The 19,746-nt window shown below is 72.2% G+C and carries 19 protein-coding genes, 1 tRNA gene and 1 pseudogene; 6 read left to right on the forward strand and 15 right to left on the reverse strand.

The window, feature by feature from the left end; genetic code table 11:
* Positions 1–10 precede the first annotated feature (10 nt).
* The gene (locus ACYVK7_RS08575; protein WP_460887274.1) at positions 11–751 is read left to right on the forward strand and encodes a PAS and ANTAR domain-containing protein; all 741 of its coding nucleotides are present in this window, start codon (positions 11–13) and stop codon (positions 749–751) included.
* Here the strand turns inward: ACYVK7_RS08575 and ACYVK7_RS08580 are convergent.
* The 4 genes from ACYVK7_RS08580 to ACYVK7_RS08595 are packed head-to-tail and all read right to left on the reverse strand — an operon-like array spanning position 734 to position 4,616.
* On the reverse strand, positions 734–1,486 hold the full coding sequence (locus tag ACYVK7_RS08580) for a succinate dehydrogenase/fumarate reductase iron-sulfur subunit (protein ID WP_460887275.1): 753 nt from the start codon (positions 1,484–1,486) through the stop codon (positions 734–736). The genes ACYVK7_RS08575 and ACYVK7_RS08580 overlap by 18 nt on opposite strands.
* A complete protein-coding gene (locus ACYVK7_RS08585) occupies positions 1,483–3,489 on the reverse strand; it encodes a fumarate reductase/succinate dehydrogenase flavoprotein subunit (protein WP_460887276.1) in 2,007 nt (668 codons plus the stop codon). The genes ACYVK7_RS08580 and ACYVK7_RS08585 overlap by 4 nt, the downstream gene beginning before the upstream one ends.
* An 18-nt stretch (positions 3,490–3,507) precedes the next feature.
* Positions 3,508–4,332, reverse strand: a complete 825-nt coding sequence (locus tag ACYVK7_RS08590; protein WP_460887277.1) for a hypothetical protein — start codon at positions 4,330–4,332, stop codon at positions 3,508–3,510.
* Positions 4,329–4,616, reverse strand: a complete 288-nt coding sequence (locus ACYVK7_RS08595) for a hypothetical protein (protein ID WP_460887278.1) — start codon at positions 4,614–4,616, stop codon at positions 4,329–4,331. The genes ACYVK7_RS08590 and ACYVK7_RS08595 overlap by 4 nt, the downstream gene beginning before the upstream one ends.
* A gap of 209 nt (positions 4,617–4,825) precedes the next feature.
* On the opposite strand from ACYVK7_RS08595, the gene ACYVK7_RS08600 reads away from it, so the two are divergent.
* Positions 4,826–5,053 carry a hypothetical protein gene (locus ACYVK7_RS08600; protein ID WP_460887279.1) on the forward strand — a complete coding sequence of 76 codons (228 nt, stop codon included), beginning with the start codon at positions 4,826–4,828 and terminating at the stop codon, positions 5,051–5,053.
* A gap of 11 nt (positions 5,054–5,064) precedes the next feature.
* Here the strand turns inward: ACYVK7_RS08600 and ACYVK7_RS08605 are convergent, their stop codons facing one another.
* From ACYVK7_RS08605 to ACYVK7_RS08620, 4 genes and pseudogenes are all read right to left on the reverse strand, one after another.
* Positions 5,065–6,330: an MFS transporter gene (locus tag ACYVK7_RS08605; RefSeq protein ID WP_460887280.1), complete on the reverse strand. Its 1,266-nt coding sequence runs from the start codon at positions 6,328–6,330 to the stop codon at positions 5,065–5,067.
* Positions 6,331–6,407: 77 nt separating this feature from the next.
* The gene (locus ACYVK7_RS08610) at positions 6,408–7,283 is read right to left on the reverse strand and encodes an oxygenase MpaB family protein (protein ID WP_460887281.1); all 876 of its coding nucleotides are present in this window, start codon (positions 7,281–7,283) and stop codon (positions 6,408–6,410) included.
* Between the two features lie 62 nt (positions 7,284–7,345).
* On the reverse strand, positions 7,346–8,284 hold the full coding sequence (locus ACYVK7_RS08615) for a Ppx/GppA family phosphatase (protein ID WP_460887282.1): 939 nt from the start codon (positions 8,282–8,284) through the stop codon (positions 7,346–7,348).
* A 26-nt stretch (positions 8,285–8,310) separates the two neighbouring features.
* Positions 8,311–9,722 (reverse strand): annotated as a pseudogene (locus tag ACYVK7_RS08620) (HNH endonuclease).
* A gap of 233 nt (positions 9,723–9,955) precedes the next feature.
* Here ACYVK7_RS08620 and ACYVK7_RS08625 point away from each other — a divergent pair.
* The gene (locus ACYVK7_RS08625; RefSeq protein ID WP_460887283.1) at positions 9,956–10,786 is read left to right on the forward strand and encodes a S1 family serine peptidase; all 831 of its coding nucleotides are present in this window, start codon (positions 9,956–9,958) and stop codon (positions 10,784–10,786) included.
* A 110-nt stretch (positions 10,787–10,896) separates the two neighbouring features.
* Here the strand turns inward: ACYVK7_RS08625 and ACYVK7_RS08630 are convergent, their stop codons facing one another.
* Complete coding sequence (locus tag ACYVK7_RS08630) at positions 10,897–11,982, reverse strand: Gfo/Idh/MocA family protein (protein ID WP_460887284.1); 1,086 nt, start codon at positions 11,980–11,982, stop codon at positions 10,897–10,899.
* Entirely contained in the window at positions 11,967–12,674 is a 708-nt protein-coding gene (locus ACYVK7_RS08635) for a ThuA domain-containing protein (protein WP_460887285.1), read from the reverse strand. The genes ACYVK7_RS08630 and ACYVK7_RS08635 overlap by 16 nt, the downstream gene beginning before the upstream one ends.
* Before the next feature lie 130 nt (positions 12,675–12,804).
* Between ACYVK7_RS08635 and ACYVK7_RS08640 the strand changes: the two genes are divergently transcribed.
* Positions 12,805–13,854: a LacI family DNA-binding transcriptional regulator gene (locus ACYVK7_RS08640; RefSeq protein ID WP_460887286.1), complete on the forward strand. Its 1,050-nt coding sequence runs from the start codon at positions 12,805–12,807 to the stop codon at positions 13,852–13,854.
* Here ACYVK7_RS08640 and ACYVK7_RS08645 read toward each other — a convergent pair.
* Positions 13,829–14,554, reverse strand: a complete 726-nt coding sequence (locus ACYVK7_RS08645) for a helix-turn-helix transcriptional regulator (protein WP_460887287.1) — start codon at positions 14,552–14,554, stop codon at positions 13,829–13,831. The two genes, ACYVK7_RS08640 and ACYVK7_RS08645, sit on opposite strands and share 26 nt — an antisense overlap.
* Before the next feature lie 51 nt (positions 14,555–14,605).
* Here ACYVK7_RS08645 and ACYVK7_RS08650 point away from each other — a divergent pair, with 51 nt between their 5' ends.
* Positions 14,606–15,772, forward strand: a complete 1,167-nt coding sequence (locus tag ACYVK7_RS08650; RefSeq protein ID WP_460887288.1) for an epoxide hydrolase family protein — start codon at positions 14,606–14,608, stop codon at positions 15,770–15,772.
* Positions 15,773–15,818: 46 nt separating this feature from the next.
* Here ACYVK7_RS08650 and ACYVK7_RS08655 read toward each other — a convergent pair whose 3' ends face one another.
* Positions 15,819–17,525, reverse strand: a complete 1,707-nt coding sequence (locus tag ACYVK7_RS08655) for an acyltransferase (RefSeq protein ID WP_460887289.1) — start codon at positions 17,523–17,525, stop codon at positions 15,819–15,821.
* A gap of 131 nt (positions 17,526–17,656) precedes the next feature.
* Between ACYVK7_RS08655 and ACYVK7_RS08660 the strand changes: the two genes are divergently transcribed.
* Positions 17,657–17,730, forward strand: a tRNA-Pro gene (locus tag ACYVK7_RS08660).
* 63 nt (positions 17,731–17,793) lie between these two features.
* Here ACYVK7_RS08660 and ACYVK7_RS08665 read toward each other — a convergent pair.
* From ACYVK7_RS08665 to ACYVK7_RS08675, 3 genes are all read right to left on the reverse strand, one after another.
* On the reverse strand, positions 17,794–18,555 hold the full coding sequence (locus ACYVK7_RS08665; RefSeq protein WP_460887907.1) for an integrase core domain-containing protein: 762 nt from the start codon (positions 18,553–18,555) through the stop codon (positions 17,794–17,796).
* 106 nt (positions 18,556–18,661) lie between these two features.
* Positions 18,662–18,802: a hypothetical protein gene (locus ACYVK7_RS08670; RefSeq protein ID WP_460887290.1), complete on the reverse strand. Its 141-nt coding sequence runs from the start codon at positions 18,800–18,802 to the stop codon at positions 18,662–18,664.
* Positions 18,803–19,008: 206 nt separating this feature from the next.
* Positions 19,009–19,503 (reverse strand): ester cyclase, encoded by a 495-nt coding sequence (locus tag ACYVK7_RS08675; protein WP_460887291.1) that lies wholly within the window; start codon positions 19,501–19,503, stop codon positions 19,009–19,011.
* Positions 19,504–19,746: the final 243 nt, after the last annotated feature.

Consider the following 19,746-nt stretch of genomic DNA (forward strand, 5'->3'; position numbering starts at 1 on the left):
GGAGGTCCACATGTCATCCATCGCGCAGCCCCAGCAAGCCATCGGATTCTCGGCAGCAGACCTGTCCCGTGCCCTCGGCCTGGGGACCAATCTTCTCGTCGGCCGCTACAGCGTCGAGCTCGCCTCGGGGACCTGGTGGTGGTCCGACGAGGTCTACACGATGCACGGGTGGCGGCGGGACGAGGTCGAGCCCGGTCTTGAGGCGCTCCGGTCGCGCAAGCATCCGGACGACCGCAGCCGCGTGGTCCGCGCCGCCGGCGAGGCGCTGCGGCTCGGCCGCCCGTTCGCCTGCGCACACCGGATTGTCGACCGGCGCGGCCGGACCCGTTCGGTGGTCGTGACCGGGCAGGGATCGCAGGGACCGCGCAGCCGGTCGCCCGAGCTGGTCGGCTACGTCGTCGACGTGACGCCGGTCCAGAAGGAGGCGCTGGACCGCCGGTCCGAAGGCGTGGTGCACCGCGCCTTCGTCAGCCAGGCCATGATCGAGCAGGCCAAGGGCGTGATCGTCGCGGTGCGTGGCGTGGACGAGGCCACGGCGGCCGACGTCCTCGTCACCGCGGCCCAGGAGGCGGGCGTCTCCCTGCGCCTGGCCGCCGACCAGGTGATGGCGGCCCTGCGCGCCGGCGACGACGGCACGGCCGTCACGCAGGACCTGCTCGCGCGTGCCCTGGACTCGGTACGGCCGGTGAGCCGGCCGCGAGGCCACGACCCTCTGCTGACCCGGCGCCCGCGCTCAGCCGCGCCGTCGTGAGATCGTCCGGCCGAGCCAGACCAGGGGGTCGTAACGCCGGTCGGCCACGCGCTCCTTCAGCGGGATGAGCGCGTTGTCGGTGATCTTGATGCCCTCGGGGCACACGTCGGTGCAGCACTTCGTGATGTTGCACTGGCCGAGCCCGTGCTCCTCCTGCGCCGCGGGCACCCGGTCGGCCACGTCGAGGGGGTGCATCTCCAGCTCCGCGACCCGCATGAGAAAGCGTGGGCCGGCGAACGACTCCTTGTTCTCCTCGTGGTCGCGCACCACGTGGCAGGTGTCCTGGCAGAGGTAGCACTCGATGCACTTGCGGAACTCCTGGGACCGCTCGACGTCGACCTGCGCCATGCGGTACTCCCCTGGCGCCAGGTCGGCGGGCGGGGTGAACGACGGGATCTCGCGTGCCTTCGCGTAGTTGAACGACACGTCCGTCACCAGGTCGCGGATCACCGGGAACGTGCGCATCGGCGTCACGGTGACCACGTCACCGGGTTCGAAGACCGACATCCGCGTCATGCACAGCAGACGCGGCCTCCCGTTGATCTCGGCGGAGCACGACCCGCACTTGCCCGCCTTGCAGTTCCACCGCACGGCGAGGTCGGGCGCCTGGGTGGCCTGCAGCCGGTGGAGCACGTCCAGCACCACCTCGCCCTCGTTGACCTCGACCTCGAAGTCCGCGAGCGCCCCACCGTCGGCGTCACCGCGCCAAATCCGGAACGTGCCCGTGTAGCTCATGCGGTACCTCCCGCTGGGTCTGCCGAGCGCCCGGGGTGCGCGGTCAGCTCGGCGTCCGTGTAGTACTTCTCGAGCTCCGTGAGGTCGAACAGCGCGAGGAGGTCCTCGCGCATCGGCAGCCGCTCGGCCGGTTCGACGACGACGCGCGGCACCGCAGGGTCGTCCCCGTCCTGGTCGTCGCGAACGCCCTGGTCGTCGCGGGCGAGGCGCGTGACGAGGACGCGGTGGCGCCACTGCGGGTCCAGTCCCGGGTGGTCCTCGCGGGTGTGCCCGCCGCGGCTCTCGGTGCGCAGCAGGGCCGACGCCGCCACGGCCTCGCTCACCATGAGCATGTTCCGGAGGTCCAGCGCCAGGTGCCAGCCGGGGTTGTACTGTCGGTGACCCTCGACGAAGACCCGCCGCACGCGCGCACGCAGCGCGCCGAGCCGCTCCTGCGCCTCGCGCACCTCCGACTCCGTGCGGATGATGCCGACCAGGTCGTTCATCATGCGCTGCAGCTCGGAGTGGAGCGTGTACGGGTTCTCGCCGCCGCCGTCGGCTCCGCTCGCGTCGCCCGGTCTGCGCGACCCGGGGTCGAGCGGCGGGTCGAACGGCGCGAGCGTGAGCCGCGCCGCGGCGTCGACGTCCGCGTCGTGGACGGCGGGGCGGCTGCCCAGGCCTGCCACGTAGTCGGCCGCGCCGAGCCCCGCACGCCGGCCGAACACCAGCAGGTCGGACAGCGAGTTGCCGCCGAGCCGGTTGGAGCCGTGCATCCCGCCGGCGCACTCCCCCGCCGCGAACAGGCCGGGCACGCGGGACTGCCCGGTGTCCGGGTCCACGTGGATGCCGCCCATAACGTAGTGGCACGTGGGGCCGACCTCCATGGGCTCGGCGGTGATGTCGACGTCGGCCAGCTCCTTGAACTGGTGGTACATCGAGGGCAGGCGGCGCTTGATCTCATCGGCCGGCATACGGCTCGCGATGTCGAGGTAGACGCCCCCGTGCGGGGAGCCGCGCCCTTCCTTCACCTCGGTGTTGATGGCGCGGGCCACCTCGTCGCGGGGCAGCAGGTCGGGGGTACGACGATTGTTCTCCTGGTCCTCGTACCAGCGGTCCGCCTCGTCCTCCGACTGGGCGTACTGGCCCTTGAACACGTCCGGGACGTAGTCGAACATGAACCGCTTGCCGTCCGAGTTCTTGAGCACGCCGCCGTCGCCACGCACGCCCTCGGTGACGAGGATGCCCTTGACGCTCGGCGGCCACACCATGCCGGTGGGGTGGAACTGCACGAACTCCATGTCGATGAGCTCCGCGCCGGCGCGCAGCGCGAGGGCGTGGCCGTCGCCCGTGTACTCCCACGAGTTCGACGTGACCTGGAACGACTTGCCGATCCCGCCGGTGGCCAGCACCACGGCGGGTGCCGTGAACAGCACCAGCCGGCCCGACTCGCGCCAGTACCCGACGGCCCCGGCGACGGCGCCGTCGTCGGTGAGCAGCTCGGTGACCGTGCACTCGGCGAAGACCCGCAGGCGCGCCTCGTGATCGCCGGTCTCGGCGTGGTCGTCCTGCTGCAGCGCGACGATGCGCTGCTGCATGGTGCGCAGCAGCTCCAGCCCGGTGCGGTCGCCGACGTGCGCGAGGCGCGGATAGGTGTGCCCGCCGAAGTGGCGCTGGCTGATCCGGCCGTCCTTCGTACGGTCGAACAGCGCGCCGTACGTCTCGAGCTCCCAGACGCGGTCGGGCGCCTCCTTGGCGTGCAGCTCCGCCATCCGCCAGTTGTTCAGGAACTTGCCCCCGCGCATGGTGTCGCGAAAGTGCACCTGCCAGGAGTCGTTCTCGTTCACGTTGCCCATGGCGGCGGCGCACCCGCCCTCCGCCATCACCGTGTGCGCCTTGCCGAACAGCGACTTGCAGACGATCGCCGTCCTCAGCCCGCGTTCGCGCGCCTCGATGGCGGCCCGCAGCCCGGCACCCCCGGCGCCGATGACGAGGACGTCGTACTCGTGCCGTTCGATCTCCGCCAAGGCCGGGCTCCTGTCCAGTTATCCGATGAGTCGCAGGTCGGTGATGGTTCCGCTGGCGACGAGCGCCACGTACAGGTCGGTCAGGACGAGCGTGCCGAGGGTGATCCACGCGAACGTCGCGTGCCGCGTGTTGAGCGCGGACACCCACGTCCAGAGCCGGTACCGCACCGGGTGCTTCGAGAAGTGCGTGAGCCTGCCGCCCATCACGTGCCGGCAGGAGTGGCAGGACGCCGTGTAGCACCACAGCAGCGCGACGTTCGCGAGCAGCACCAGGTTGCCGACGCCCACCACGAACCCGTCGGTCGGGTGCCGGAACGCGACGACGGCGTCGTAGGTGTTGATCAGCGAGATGACCACGGCGACGTAGAAGAAGTACCGGTGGACGTTCTGCAGGACCAGCGGGAAACGGGTCTCGCCGTGGTACGACGCGTGCGGCTCCGGCACCGCGCACGCGGCGGGCGTGAGCGCGAACGACCGGTAGTACGCCTTGCGGTAGTAGTAGCAGGTCAGCCGGAACAGGAGCAGGAACGGCAGGCTGAGCGCCGCGTACGGGACGAGCGGGTGGTCCGGCAGGAACATCCCGAAGTGTGCGGCCCCCGGCTCCGACGCGCAGCCGAGCGACACGCACGGCGAGTAGAACGGCGTCAGGTAGCGCTCGTCCGCGAAGAAGTACTGCTGCTGGAACGCCCGGACCGTCGCGTACACGACGAAGGCCAGCAGGCCGACCGTGGTCGCCAGCGGCGGCAGCCACCACCGGTCCGACCGCAGCGTCCGCGCCCCGATGGCGGCGCGGCCCGGGCTGTCGACGCCCCGCGAGCCGATGGTTCGGGCGGGCGCCGTCACGACCGGTCGCCGTGGTAGCCGCCGAGCCCTTCGTCGTCGGCATCGCTGAACATCGACTCGTCCAGCGGGGTGTCGGGTATGACGACGTGCTCGGGCACCCGGCTGTTCGTCGGTCGCAGGGGCTCGGCCGACGCGAGCTCCGTCGCGTCGATCTCCAGCCGCTCGAGGTCGTTCATGAGCCGCCGCACCTCGGGCCCGTCACCGAAGGCGCTGCGCACCTGGGACACGCTCTGGCGCAGCTGCTCGATCGAGCGGCGCAACGTGGCAAATTCGGTGGTCGTCATTCGGCACCTCCTTTGGCGACGCCCCTCACCACGGTGTGAGGTGCGTCACGACAGACTCTGCCGTGAACCGCACCGTTAAGCAAGGGCGGCGCGCTGGTCGCACCGCACCTGGCCGCGCCTGGCCGCACCTGGCCGTTCCGTACCGGCCGGGGATAGCCTCGCGTCAGCGGATGATCTCGCCGCGTCAGCCGACGACCAGGAGGTGGAGCGTGCCGGACGCACCACGACCCGTGAGCGGGCCCGACGGCGGGGACGCCGCCTGCTGGCTGTCCGAGGTGTGCCCCGACTGCGGCGCCATCAACGAGAGCCCGACGGGCCCCTGCTGGCGCTGCGGCGCCGTCCGCGACGACGACGGCCGCGACGACGACGGCCGCGACGACGACGGCCGCGACGACGACGGCACGGAGGATGCCGGCGCCGGCGCCGGCGCGAGCTGAGCCGGTGCCCGTCACGCCGCCGGGCGAGGCCCCACCGGCTCGTCGGCGGACGCTGGCTCATCGGCAGGAGCCGGCTCGCCGTCGTCGGAGGCCTGCCGCGACCTGGCGCCCCGCGCGGCGACCGCCGCGACGAGCAGCAGCCCCATGACCACGAGCATCGCCTGCCGCAGCCCCGCGTGCTCCCCGAGGAACCCGAGCAGGGGCGGTCCGACGAGGAACGCGAGGTAGCCGCTGGTGGCGACGGCGCTGACCCGCTCCGCGCCCCGTTCGGGGTCGTCGCCGGCGGCCGAGATCGCCACCGGGAACCCGAGGGAGGCGCCGAGACCCCAGAGCGCGACGGAGATCCCCGCCAGGACCGGGTTGGGCGCGAAGGCGACGCCCGCGACGCCGATCGCCCCGCCGACCGCGCTGACCGACAGGACGGCCGCACGCCCGTACCGGACCACGAAGGGGCCACCGGCGAAGCGGCCGACCGTCATGGCGAGCGCGAAGCCCGCGTAGACGAGGGAACCGCTGGTGGCGGAGACACCGTGCCCGTCGACCATGAGCAGAGGCAGCCAGTCGTTGGCCGAGCCCTCGGCGAAGGCCATCGCCAGCACGACGACGCCGATGAGCAGGAGCCGCGAGTCGCGCCACACGCTGGGGCGGCGCGCCGTACCGCGCGTGCGGCCGCCTGCGCGCCGGTCGCGCACGCCGGAGCTGTCCCGGCCGGTCCCACCGGGGATGCCGGGGAAGGCCCAGCCGGCCAGGCCCGCCATGACGGCGACCACGGCCAGCAGGTGCCAGAGCACCGGGAACTGGACCGCGGTGAGCCCGATGCCCGCGAGCGCACCCACCACGGTGCCGAGGCTGAAGCAGCCGTGGAGCAGCGGGAGCACAGGGCGTCGGGTAGCGGTCTCCACCGCGGCGGCCTCGATGTTCAGGCCGATCTCCCCCGCCCCGCCACCGAGACCGACGAGCAGAAGTCCCGCGAAGACCCCCACCGCCGCGGACAGGCCGGCGCCGAGGCCGATCACCGCGATCCCGACGACCGTGAGCACGGCCCCCACCACGATCACGGGCCGGGCACCGTGCCGACGGACGAAGGCACCTGCGGACAGGACGCCGACCATCGACCCGACCGAGAGCCCGAAGAGGATCAGCCCCATCCCGGCCGTCGAGGCGTCCACGGCGTCCCGCACCGCAGGCGTCCTGGTGACCCAGGACGACAGACCGATCCCGGTCAGCAGGGACAGCGCGAAGAGGGACAGTCGTCGACGGCGGTACGGGTCGGCCATGGGGCGATCGTACGCGTGGGATGTACGAACGTACACATCTGCGCCGGAACGATTCGACCGACCTTCCTACCGCACGGTCACCAGCGGCGACCCTGGTGGGAGACGTCGTCCATGCCCCAGCGCACGGCGCGGACGGCGACTCCCCCGGCGGGACCGCCGAGAGCCCGGCTGAACCGCGTGCCGGCACCGAGCTCATCACGCGCCCAGGCGGGCAGCAGCGCGACGGCTCCTGCCGCGAGGAGGCGATAGGGGCCGCGCGCCGGCCAGGGCAGCGGCGGCTCGCACAGCAGGAAGCGCGCGGTGTCGAGGGCGGCGGGCGTAGCCTCCAGCTCGGCGCGGTAGGACTCAAGGCAGTCGGCCAGCTCACGCACCGTCGCGGGCACGTTCTCGGCGCCGAGGGCTCGTGCGACGTGTCCGGACTGGGCGACGTACCGGTCCGCCTCGTCCGGGTCGAGCGGCCGGACGCCGTAGCGCTGGTGGGCAGCCAGGAACGAGTCGGCCTCTGCGACGTGCACCCAGGTGAGCAGGTGCGGGTCGCTCGCACGGTACGGACGGCCGTCGGGCGCCTTGCCCCGCACCCGCTCGTGGACGGCGCGCACGCGGTCGACCATCTCCTGGGCGTGCTCCGCCGTCGCGAAGGTCGTGCAGCCGAGGAACGTCGAGGTCCTGGCGAGACGTCCCCACGGGTCACCGCGGTAGCCGGAGTGGCCGGCGACGCCCGCCATGGCGAGCGGGTGGAGCGACTGCAGCAGCAGCGCGCGCAGGCCGCCGACGAAGGTCGCAGAGTCACCGTGGACCAGCCGGATCGGACTGCCGGGCGGGAACCAGCGAGGCCCGGGTGTGAGGTGGATCCGGTCGCGCGCCGCGTACCCGTCGGGCCCGGCGACCCGCAGGAAGAGCGCGTCACCCACCCGGGCCCGCAGACGCTCGACAGGACTGATGACTACCGGCATACCACCAGTATCCGCCCGCCCGGTATCCGCCCGGCCCGGTATCCGCCCACCGCCAGTGCGGGTCAGTCCATGTCGATGTGCGGGATCAGGTCCAGACGCTCCAGGATCATGCCCTCGCGCAGCGCCCAGGGGCAGATCTCGAGCTCGGCCAGGTCGAAGACGTCCATGCACGCCTCGGCCACCAGGGCGCCCGGCACGATCTGGTGGGCCCTGCTCGGCGAGACGCCGGGCAGGCCGGCCAGGTCGTCGGGCTCCAGGGTGACGAGCTCGTCGATGCGTTCACGCAGGGCCTCGAGCCGCAGCACCCTGCGCACCAGCGGCCCGTCCCCCGCCGGGGCGGCGCCGCAGATGCGCGCGAGGGAACGGAACGTCTTCGACGTGGCGGCGGCGCGGTCGGGCCGTCCGCCGCGCAGCAGGCTCCCGGCGTTCTGCGCGATGCCGGCACGCAGCTCGCGCCGCAGGGCGCGGAGCGCCCCGGCATCGGGCACCGTACCGAAGTGCGTGCGGGCGAGGCGGGCGGCCCCGAACGGGAGCGACCACGCGGTGTCGGGTGCCTCGTCGGCCCCGCCGGCGATCTCCAGCGAGCCGCCGCCGATGTCGAACACGGCCAGCCGCCCGGCCGACCAGCCGAACCACCGCCGCACCGCGAGGAACGTCAGGCGGGCCTCGTCCTCGCCGCTGAGCACCTGGAGCCGCACCCCCGTGCGGTCGAGCACGGTCTTGAGCACCGCCTCGGAGTTCACGGAGTCCCGCACGGCGGACGTGGCGAAGGCGAGCGTCTCGGCGCAGCCCCGGTCCTCCGCGACCCGCAGGGCCTGCGCGGTGAACTCGACGAGGGCATCCACGCCCGCCTGGTTCACCGCGCCCTGGTCGTCGAGGTGTTCGGCGAGCCGCAGCGGCTCCTTGTGGAACGAGGCGGGCAGCGGCGCCGCGCCCCCGTGGGCATCGACGACGAGCAGGTGCCCCGTGTTGGATCCGATGTCGAGCACGCCAAGACGCATGGAACCGACGCTACAGCCCGTTCGGCTCAGCGCACGCGTGCGCCCACCGGACGCGCCTGACGACGGACCGGCTCGCGCCGCCCAGGTGGACGGTAGGCAATGGCCCCAGCGGTGCCCGGAACGGCGCAGCCGATGCTGTACCGGCTCCCGGAGACGGGCCTGCTCCGTGGGACGGGTCTGACCGGTTCCGGCGGATCGGGTGCCACGGAGACAGAGGTATGCCCCGTGGGCATGGTCGTCTCGACCGCGTGCCGGCCGCCGACCTCGGTGACCTTCTGCTGCCACCCGGGCGCCTGCTTCGCGTGGTTGCACCGGGCACACAGCCCTTGACCGTTCTCCAGGCTGGTCGCACCACCCTCGGCGTGGGGCGTGACGTGGTCCATGTGCCGCACCGGCGCATCGCACCACGACGACGCGCAGATGCCCTGTTCCCGCGCACGCAACAAGGCCACCAGGCCCTGGGGGGGTGGAACCGCGCCGCCGACGTCGTCGCCAGCAGCCGCCCGCCCGGGTCGACATAGACCGCGCGGAGCCAGGCCGCGTCGGCGTCGATCCCGTGCGCGACCAGGCTCCGCGCCACCGGGGCCGGGACGCAGCCCACCCCCGCCGGCGCGCCCTCCAGCAGGACAGCAGGCGCGTCACCGGCGACGAGCAGCGTCTGGTCGGAGACCAGCAGGTTGATCGTGACCGGGACGTCGTCCGCGCGGCCCGGGTCGCGCCCCGTGATGCGTTCGATCAGGGTGTCCGCCATGATCTGGCCCGTGCCCCGCTCGTCGCCGACGGCCTTGACCGCGTCCGCGTGCGCCTTCAGCTGGGCGTAGGCCTGGACTCCTTGCCGCATCGGGACCAGCGCGGTCACGTACACCATCAGGTCCGGTGCCGGCCGCACCGAGACGTGACGCTCCGACTCCGCCCTCGCGTTGCGCTTCACGCACGCGTGCACGTCCAACCGAGCGGCAAGCTCCTTGATCCGCGCGACCAGCCGCCTCGTGCCCGTCCGAGCCAGCTCCGCCAGACCGGCCGGCCCGCAGATCTCCTCGTCGACCCGGGCGCGGTGCTCGGCGGACAGGTGAGAGGTCTCTCGCACCAGGAGCGTCGCCCGCCACGCCGACAGCACACCGGTGCGCAGAGCGTCGAACGTGTGCGGCATACCGGTGATCCATGCCCTGGCCGTTCCCAGGAACGACGCGCCCGCGTGCGGGCTGGACCGCAGCGCCGCCCCGACCTGGCTCGGCACGCCACAGCCCCGCCGCTCGGCACGGATCCCCCGTTCCGCCTCCTGCGCCTTCGTGGCCACCTCCAGCGCGACAGCAAGCCGCGCCTGCGTCGCGGTCGCGGCGTTCTTCACCGCCTCGAGCTCGGCCAGCAGGTCCACCCAGTCCGAACGCACCTCCTGCGGCACGGTGGACGCCGTGTCGGTGGCACCGGGCAGGATCATGCCGGCCAGGTACTCACGCACGGCCCGCACGTCGGCCACGTCGGCCACGTCGGCCGTTCGGGGTGGCGTGTCACCGGTGCGCGTCATGACACCAACCTATCGCACACTTGTTCGTCGCGCTCGCCGAACCAGACCCGATCCCACGACCACCGGGACGGGTCCCGCACCGGCCCGCCTACCTTCGGCGCGGACGGCCGAACGGCCTGCTCCTCACCCCACCCGAAAGGATCACCGTGGACAGGAAGCGAATGCGCATGCTCCGTGCCGGTGCGAGCCTCGCCGCCGCGTCGCTCGCGTGGACCGGCCTCACCACCAGCGCCCAGGCCATCACCACCGATGACGACCTCCGCCCGCTGGTCGTCGGCGGCCAGCCCGCCGCGGAGGGCCAGTACCCCTGGCTCGTCGCGGTCGGCTCCGCCGGCGACGGAACGCCGTGGGAACGGCAGTCCTGCGGCGGGTCGGTCATCTCCGAGTCGGTGGTCCTCACCGCGGCGCACTGCGTCGAGGACGTGGCCGACGTCGACGACCTCGCCGTCTTCTCCGGCTCCGTCGACCTGGACTCCGACGAGCTCGTCGAGACCGCCGTGACCGACGTGCACATCGCCCACGACTACGGCGAGCCGGTCGAGAACGCCAACGACTGGGCGCTGCTGCGGCTCGACGAGCCGGTCGACGCCGACCCGATCGAGGTCGACGTGGACCCGGCCGAGTTCGAGGCCCTCGAGGCCGTCGGCTGGGGCGAGACCGGCGCCGGGTCTCCGACCGTCGCGCGCTGGGTGGAGCTGCCCTTCGTCGACGACGAGGCCTGCTCGGACGCCTACCCGAACGCGTTCGACAGCCAGACCATGCTGTGCGCGGGCGATCTCGTGAACGGCGGGGTCGACACCTGTGGCGGCGACTCGGGCGGCCCCCTGATGGCGCCCGACGACGAGGGTGGCCAGATCCTGGTCGGCATCGTCAGCTGGGGCGCCGGCTGCGCCGTGCCCGGCAGCCCCGGCGTCTACGCCGAGGTGGCCGACTTCAACGGCGCGATGGACGACGTCCTCGACGACTGGGAGGACTGACCAGCAGCGGTGACAAGGGGGCGCCGTCCACGGTGGACGGCGCCCCCGCCGCCGTGCCACGGACGGTGAGCCAGACGCGCAGGCCGGGCGACCGCGCGTCTGACAGCCGCTCAGCCCGGCGCGTCCGACAGCGGGACCGGAGCCGGCCGGTCGCACGTGCTCTCCACACCGACCGCCGCGCCGCTGCCCGCGGCCGCGAGCAGCGCGGTCATGACGTCGAGCACGTGGTACGCGACGTCGCCGTTCGCGCGGGCGGGCGCGCCGGGCGGGGTGACGGCGAGGTCGGCGACTCCGTAGCCGCGTCCGGCGCCCCGGTAGCCCGCGCTGGGCGGCAGGGTCCGCCAGGCGCCCCCGAGCTCGTGCAGCTGCACGTCGCCGTCGAACAGGTTGGGGTCGGGCACGACGAGCGAGCCGCCCTGGCCGTGGACCTCGATGTTCGAGGCCCTGGTGGCGACCGAGTCGAAGCTCATCACCAGCGTCGACAGCGCCCCGGACTCGTGCCGGAGCACGCCGGTCACGTGCGTGTCGACGCCGACGGGGATGACCTCCCCCGCCCGGGCACCCGAACCGATCTCGCGGGTCGCCCTCGTGTGGCTCGCGGCGCCGACCACCGAGGTGACGGGACCGAGCAGTGTGACGAGCGTGGTCACGTAGTACGGACCCATGTCGAGCAGGGGGCCGCCGCCCGGCTGGTAGTAGAAGTCGGGGTTCGGGTGCCAGCGTTCGTGGCCGGGCGTCATCATGGTCGCGGTCGCGGCGACCGGCTGCCCGATCATCCCGTCGTCGATGGCCTTCCGCGCCGTCTGCACGCCGGTGCCCAGCACGGTGTCCGGCGCGCAGGCGACCCGCACCCCGGCCGCGCGACCCGCCTCGACCACCGTGCGGGCGTCGTCGAGCGTGGCCGCGAGCGGCTTCTCGCCGTACACGTCCTTGCCGGCGGCGATCGCCTGGAGCGCGATCTCGGCGTGGGCGGCCGGGGTGGTCAGGTTGAGCACGAGGTCCACCTCCGGGTCGCTCGTCAGCTCGTCGACGCTCAGCGCGCGCGCCCCGTGCTCGGCGGCGACCGCCGCCGCACGGTCCGCGTCGAGGTCGGCCACCGCCACCAGGCGCACGGCCTCCAGGCGCTGGAACGAGGTCAGGTACTGGCCGGAGATCGCGCCGAGGCCGACGATCCCTACCCTCAGCGGCTGGCCCACAGGATTCCCCTCTCGATCACGGTCCGGACGTTCGGGTCGTCGACGACGCCGAGGTCGTGGCCCGGCGTCGACACGAAGACCCGCCCGTCGCCCCACTGCCGGGTCCAGATCGCCGGGCAGGTGACCGGCCGGTGCCACGGGTCGAAGTCGCGGGCGGCGAGCGTCGTGGTCGCGAGCACGTCGTTGTAGTCGTCGGACAGCACCCAGTACTGCTCGGTCGTCAGCTCGAAGTCGCCGATCCCCGCGACGATCGGGTGCTCGGCGCGGTCGGCGACGATCTCGATCGTGTGCCGCACGAAGTTGTCGGCCGCCACGCCCGACAGCTCACCGGGCTCCGCCTTCGCCGGATGGCACGCGAACTGGCCACCGATGAGCTGCAGGTAGTCCGAGCTGCTCCGGTACGAGTCGGCGATGCCGCCGTGCCATCCCGCGAGACCCGTGCCGCCCCGCACGGCACCGATCAGGCCGCGGAGCTCGGCGTCCTCGATCGTGCTCATCGTCATGGTCTGGACGACCACGTCCACGCCGGCCAGGTAGTCGACGTCGGCGTACACCGCCGTCGTCTCCTCGACCCGTACGTCGTACCCGTGCCCCCTCAGGAACGGCAGGAACGAGTCGGTGGTGTCGACGGGCTGGTGCCCGTCCCATCCCCCGCGCACGACCAGGGCGCGCTTCGTCGTCGAAGATGTCATCCAGCACTCTCCCAAGTTGCGCAACATTTGCTTCACACAGCACCGCCCCCCTTTGATACATGACCATGTATGGCGAGAACAAGAGGCAATAAGTTGCGCAACTTTCCTCGCTGCCACTAGCCTCCCTCGCATGCCGACCCCACGCCGGACGACGCTCGCGGACGTCGCGAGAGCAGCTGGCACCACCACGCCCACCGTCTCGAAGGTCCTCAGCGGCCGGTCGGACGTCTCGGCCGAGATGCGCGCACGCGTCATGCGGATCGTCGCGGAGCTCGGGTACCGCGGCCGGCCCGGCCGGGGAGCGCCCGCGGACGGCGACCGCTCCCCCTTCGTCGACCTGGTGCTGAGCGGCGTCGAGGGCACCTGGGCCAACCGCGCGCTCAGCGGCGTGGAACGCGCCGCTGAGGAGGCGGGCGTCGACGTCGTGGTCTCCGTGGCACGGCCGCCCGACGACGCCTGGCTCACCCGGCTGCTCGCGCGCAGGCTGCGCGGCGCCGTGCTGGCGCTCGTCGACACCACCAGCGACCAGCTCGCCACGCTGGCGGCGGCCCGGGTGCCGATCGTGCTGCTCGACCCCGTGACCCAGCCGCCGACCACCGTCGCCAGCGTGGGCGCCGCGAACTGGGCGGGCGGGCGGGCCGCCGCGGAGCACCTCCTCTCCCTGGGGCACCGGCGCCTCTCCGTGCTCGCCGGGCGGCGCACGCACCTCTACAGCCAGGCCCGGGTCGACGGGTTCCGATCCGCCGTCACGCACGCAGGGTTCGACCTGCCCGACAGCCGGGTCGCGCACACCGGCTGGAACCGTGCGAGCGCCGCCGAGCTGGCGACGGAGCTGCTGCGGGCCGCCCCGGCGCCGACCGCGGTCTTCGCGTGCTCCGACACGATGGCGCTCGGCGTGTACGACGCCGCGGCCGCGCTCGGGCTCCGCATCCCCGACGACGTGAGCGTGGTCGGCTTCGACGACCTGCCGGAGGCGCAGTGGGCCAGCCCGGCGCTGACCACCGTGCGGCAGCCCATCGCGGAGATGGGTGAGGCGGCACTGCGCATGCTGCTGCGGATCAGTGCCGACCCGCCCCTCGAGGCGCCACGGGAGGAGCTCGCCACGTCGCTCGTCGTGCGCGCGTCCACGACGGGGAACGTCACGACGGGGAACCTCACGCCGGGGAGGCACCACCCGTGACCCGGCCGACGACGTAGTCGACGACCTCGTCCTCCGGGATCACGCGCGGCCGGAACCGCGCACCGGTCGGAGCGCTCGCGACCATGCGGTCGACGCGGAAGACGCGCCAGTCGTCACGGTCGAGGTCCCAGGCGAGCAGGTACCAGAGCGTGCCCCAGCACACCAGCCGTTGCGGTTCGGCGTGGCGTGCCGCTTCGCGGCCCCCAGGCTTCGTGTACCCGAACCGGAGCCTCTCGTGGCCGCGGATCGCGGCGGCTACCGCGCCGAGCACCGAGAGATCGAGCGGCGGCCGCGCCCCTTCGACGACGCTCGTCGCGTCACGTACGGCCTCGACGCGCCGGCGCAGGCGCGCGGGCAGCACCTGCTCCAGCTTCGCGAGCGCGGTGAGCGAGGTCTCCTCGACGCCGAGCCCTCGCGTCGCGGCAGCACCCAGAGCCACCGCGACGGCGACCGCCTCGTCGTCGTCGAGCAGCAGCGGGGGCATCGCCGTACCGGCGGCCAGCCGGTAGCCGCCCGCGACGCCGGGGCGCGCGTCCACGGGGTAGCCGAGCGACCGCAGCTTGCCGATGTCGGCGCGCACGGTCCTCGTGCTCACCTCGAGCCGGCCGGCGAGCTCCGCGCTCGTCCAGTCGCGCTTGAGCTGAAGCAGCGACAGCAGCTCGAGCAGTCGGGCCGAGGTCTCCAGCATGTTCTCGATCATCCCAGCAATCGCGGAAGGGAACCTGCCGCATTATCCGGGAGCGTGGATGTCATGAACGAGAACAGCGCACTGACACCGTTCCGCATCGACATCCCGCAGGCCGACGTCGACGACCTGCGCGACCGGCTGGCGCGCACGCGCCGGCCCCTCCCCGTGCCGGGCCGGGACGACCGCGCGGACTTCAGCCGCGGCGTCCCGCAGGCGTACCTGACCGAGCTCGCCGAGTACTGGCGCGACGGGTTCGACTGGCGCGCCCAGGAGGCGGCGCTCAACACGTACGACCAGCTCACGACCGTCGTCGACGGGCAGACGTTCCACGTCGTCCATGCACGCTCGGCCGACCCCGCGGCCACGCCGATCCTCCTGTGCCACGGCTGGCCCGGTTCCTTCGTCGAGTACCAGCGCCTGATCCCGCTGCTGACCGACGAGTTCCACGTCGTGATCCCGTCGCCGCCGGGCTTCGGGTTCTCCACCCCGCTGTCCGGGACCGGCTGGGAGCTGGCCCGCACCACCGAGGCGTACGCCGAGATCATGACGCGCCTCGGGTACGAGCGCTTCGCTGCCCACGGCACCGATATCGGCTCGGGCGTCACCGGCCGGCTCGCCGCACTCCACCCGGAACGCGTCATCGGCACGCACGTCGCCAGCGAGAGCGCGCTGCTCGGGTTCGTCGGCGACAAGTTCCCCTTCCCAGAGGGTCTGTCCGACGACGAGACGGCCCAGATCGAGGAGATCCGCGCCCGCGCCACCGCAGAGCGCGGGTACCTCGAGATGCAGAACCACAGCCCCGACACGATCGGCGCGGCCCTGACCGACTCGCCGGTCGGGCAGCTCGCGTGGATCGCCGAGAAGTTCAGGACACGGACACGGACACGGACAGGGACCGGGACAAGGACCACGTACCGGACGCCGGACGAGTCGGTCGACCGCGACCAGCTGCTGACGAACATCAGCCTGTACTGGTTCACCCGCGCGGGGGCGTCGAGCGCACAGTTCTACTACGAGGGCGAGCACGCGGGGCTCGACTGGGCCCCGGTCGCCGACGTGCCGTCCGGCTGGGCCGTGTTCGACGCCCATCCGCTCGTGCGCCGCGTGATGGACCCGTGGAACGCGATCAGCCACTGGAGCGAGTTCGCCGAGGGCGGTCACTTCCCCGCGATGGAGGAGCCGAACCTGCTCGCGGACGACCTGCGCACCTTCTTCCGCGGCATCTCCTGACTCCGGCCACGGACGGGATCCTGAACCGCGGGGCCCCGAACCGCGGCTAGGGCCCCGCCAGCCGGACGAGCGGGTCCGGGCTGTGCACGCCGCGCGGACGGTAGCCCAGGGCGTCGGACAGGCCGAGATAGTCGGCCAGCAGCCAGACGATGCTCAGCCACATCTCGGTGCCCTGGAGGCCGGGCACGCCGTCCGGCCCGTCGCTGCGCGGCGCGAAGGCGAAGCCCTCGCCGTCCGACCAGCCGCGCAGCGCCCGCTGGAGCTGGTCGAGCGCCCACGCACTGCCCTCGGTACGCCGGTGCCCGGTCTGCTTCGCCGCGAGCCAGAGCGGATGGATCACGTCGAGGACGTTGCAGGCGGTGTACCCGTCGGGCGTGCCGAGGTACGGGTCGCCCGCGTGCTCCAGCACGGTGTCGACGGCCGCCTCCGGGTACGGCAGCGGCACCCCGAACTGCGCGTACGAGCCGCGGGTCAGCCGGTAGAACCCGTTCACGGCCTGCAGCCAGCGCGGTTCGGGCGCCGGACGCGGCGCGCCCCAGAGCCCCGTCCCGGGGTCGGCCCGCGCGGACAGCCAGCCCAGCAGCCCGTACACGGGGCCGGCCCCGCCGTCGGCGAGCTCCGCGGAGAAGTCGGTGATGTTGAGCGCGCACGCCGTCGCGAGGGCGTCGACGGCGGCGCCGCTCCCCCAGGCCTGGGCGCCCCAGTCACGCGCCTCGAGCGCGGCGACGACGTCGTGGTCGCTCAGGCCGTGCACGGCGCGCACGGGATGCGGGAGCCGCCCGCCGAGCAGCCGGACCGCGTACCCGACGCTGAGGACGTGATAGCTCGCGCTGCCGTCCATGGCGGTGAGGGTCTCGCCCGACGCCGGTGGCCGCGTCAGGCCCCGGTCCGAGAGGTCGCCTGCCGGGACGAGCCCCGTCACCGGGTCCTGTCGGGCGGTCAGTCGCCGGACCAGGTCGGCCGCGTCGAATCCCGGCGGCGGCGTGCCGAGCAGCACGTCGGCGATCTCGACGGCGTCCGCCCACGGGCGGATCGCCGGCTCCTGCGCACCGGCGGACGCCGACGGACGGTCGACGAACCGGCCGTCCTCGTAGCAGCGGGCAAGGAGGTCGCCGGCCTGGTCCCGGGCCCGGTCCGCGAAGGTGCCGAGATCGGCCGCGAGATCGTGCTCCCGGGTGGCCCGGGTCTCCGCGCGCCGGTCGCGGATGACGCGCGCAGGGTTGCCCGCGACGACCGCCCAGTCCGGCACGTCCTTGGTGACGACGGCGGACGCCCCGATGACGACGTGGTCGCCGACCGTGACCCCGTCGAGGATCGTGGCGTTCGAGCCGATCCAGACGTCGTCACCGAGCGTGATGCCCTTGCTCCAGGTGCGCTGCCGGTGGATCGGCAGGTCGTTGGACATGCTGTGGTTGAACCCGAGGATGGAGCTGTGCGCACCGATCCGGACGCCGTCGCCCATCCGGATCTCGCCGCGCACCACGGCGTAGGGGTTGATCGAGCAGTCCGCGCCGATCGTCAGGTCGCCCGTGACGTAGGCGAGCGCACCGACATAGCTGCGGTCACCGATCGAGAGCCGGTCACAGAAGAGCGCCGCGTTCTGCGCGATGAAGACGCCGTCCCCGAACGCCGCCCCGCCGTCGGCCAGCTCTCGCTGACGGGCGGCCTGCGCCTCTGCCTCCGGGGACGTGGGGTCGTACTCCCACGGAAAGTAGTCGATACGTCGGACGCCCCCGGCCGGTGAGTGGTGCACGGTGCCAAGACTAGTCGCGGGGATCTCGCCGGCGTCCGTCCGTGGTCGGGCACATGGCCGGAGGTGGGGTAGTATTTCGGTCGTCCCCACGGGGACCACACCGGTACTCTTGAGCTTGCTCAGGAACGCCGCGGGCTGTGGCGCAGCTTGGTAGCGCACTTGACTGGGGGTCAAGGGGTCGCAGGTTCAAATCCTGTCAGCCCGACAGTGTGATGTCGCAGGACATCGGAATGGCCTGAACCTACGGATCGTAGGTTCAGGCCATTCGTTATTTCCGGGCAGGGCCGGGTGGTCTGCCTGTGCCCTGGTAGATCCGAGTCGGGTCGAGGGTGAGGTCGCGGAGGATCTCGCCGGTAGCGGCGTTGATGATGCGGATGTCGAGGTCTTGGACCAGGGCTAGGACGTAGGTTCGGGCGTAGGTCTTGCCGATCCCGATCCGGTAGAGCGTGCCGTTGTGCCGCAGGGTGATGGTTCCGGCGGTCGAGACGCGGTCGTGGCGGACCCGGTCATGGGTGTCGGTGGTGCGGTCGGTGTTCGGAGTGGCCTTGGGGCGGGCCTGGTAGGCGGTGGTCGGGGTCTGGCGGTGGGGCAGTGATCGGTGGGGGCGGCGGTGGTTGTACTCGTCGACGAAGGTGTCGATCAGCGCTTGCAGCTCGGTGGTCGTGGTCGGCTGGATCGGCTGGGCGCGGAGCAACTTCTTCATGGTCTGCTGGAAGCGTTCGACCTTGCCCTGGGTGGTGGGGTCGTTCGGCCGGCCGTTCTTCTGGACGATGTTCAGGCGGCGTAGCTCGTGCTGGAGGTAGCTGCGTCCACCGCGGCCGCCGGCGTAGCGGACGGTGTAGACCATGCCGTTGTCGGTCAGGACCGATGCGGGGTATCCGTGCTGGTCACAGGCCTGTCGGAAGGTGTTCAGCACGACGAGTGCGGTGATGCGCTGGTGGGCGGTGGCGTGCAGCACGTAGCGGGAGTGGTCGTCCAGCCAGGTGATGATCTCGACGTCGGGTCCCGGGCGGCCCGCGTGTGTGACCAGCCGGTAGTGGGTGAAGTCGGACTACCAGGTCTCGTTCGGCTGGTCGGCCTGGAAGCGGATATAGGAGGACCGGGGGCGTTTTCTGTGCTCGGGAGTGATGGTGCCTTCACGAGTCAGGACCCGGTGGACGGTGGCTCGGGAGACGGTGGTCTGAGACCCAGCCCTGGGAGACGCCGTAACGGCGGGCGGCCTCGGACTGCGACGAACCGGCCAGCACGGCCGTGATCACGAGCTTCCTGGTGGACATGGCCGGGGGTGTACCGGCCCTGGTATGCCGATGTCCCGAGACACGCCCATTCCGATGACCCGAGACACCCCATTCCGATGTCCTGAGATCACACACTGTCAGCCCGACAGATCAGGCCCGGGATTCCAACGAATCCCGGGCCTGAAGGGTTTCTAGGCCTTGAACCGCCCACCTTTTCCCACCTCTTGTCCGCACGACGGCCGAAGTCAGCCGGCGTATTGGTCTCTGACCGCGTCACGATCGATGAGGGACCAGACCTCCGCGATACGCCCGTCCCGGAACCGGTAGAAGACGTGTTCGGCGAACGAGACGCGTTGGCCCGTTGGCCAGAGCCCGAAGAGCGCTCCGGTCGGGGTGCACTCGAACCAGAGCCGGGCGGAGATCAGGTCATCGCCGCTGGTGAACAGATGTGCGTCAAAGTGCAGATCCGGCACGGCCTGCACGTCCGCGGCGATCATGTCGGCGTACTCCTGGCGGGTGAGCATCTTGCCGTTGTAGGTGAGGTCATCGTGGACGAACTCGGTCAGGTCGCCGAAGCGACGGTCGTTCAGAGCGTCCAGGTACGCCAGGTATGTGGCCTTGAGGTCAGACATGAGGGAATGGTAAACGTGCGTCAGGAAACTGCTTCCGGAGGACTCGGAACGGTCCTGCGCAAGGTCGTCGTTGCTCGGATCTCGGTCATGACTCATCGCGCGCCACATGCATCCAGAACAGACTCCTCCACGCTGACAGCTGGGACAACCGTCAGACAGCTGCCGACGATCCCGCCGTCGAGAGCGATCGTCGCACCCTGCACATAGCTCGCCTGGTCCGAGGCCACCACCCACGGGACCGCCGTGGCGACGTCGTCGGGTGCGCGGGATCGAACTGCTGTGGGCCGCCTTCGGTGATTCGGGTGACGACGTCGTAGGCACTGTCGTCACCGGCCCGCGGCACGGGATGTA

This window comes from Promicromonospora xylanilytica (assembly GCF_054782895.1).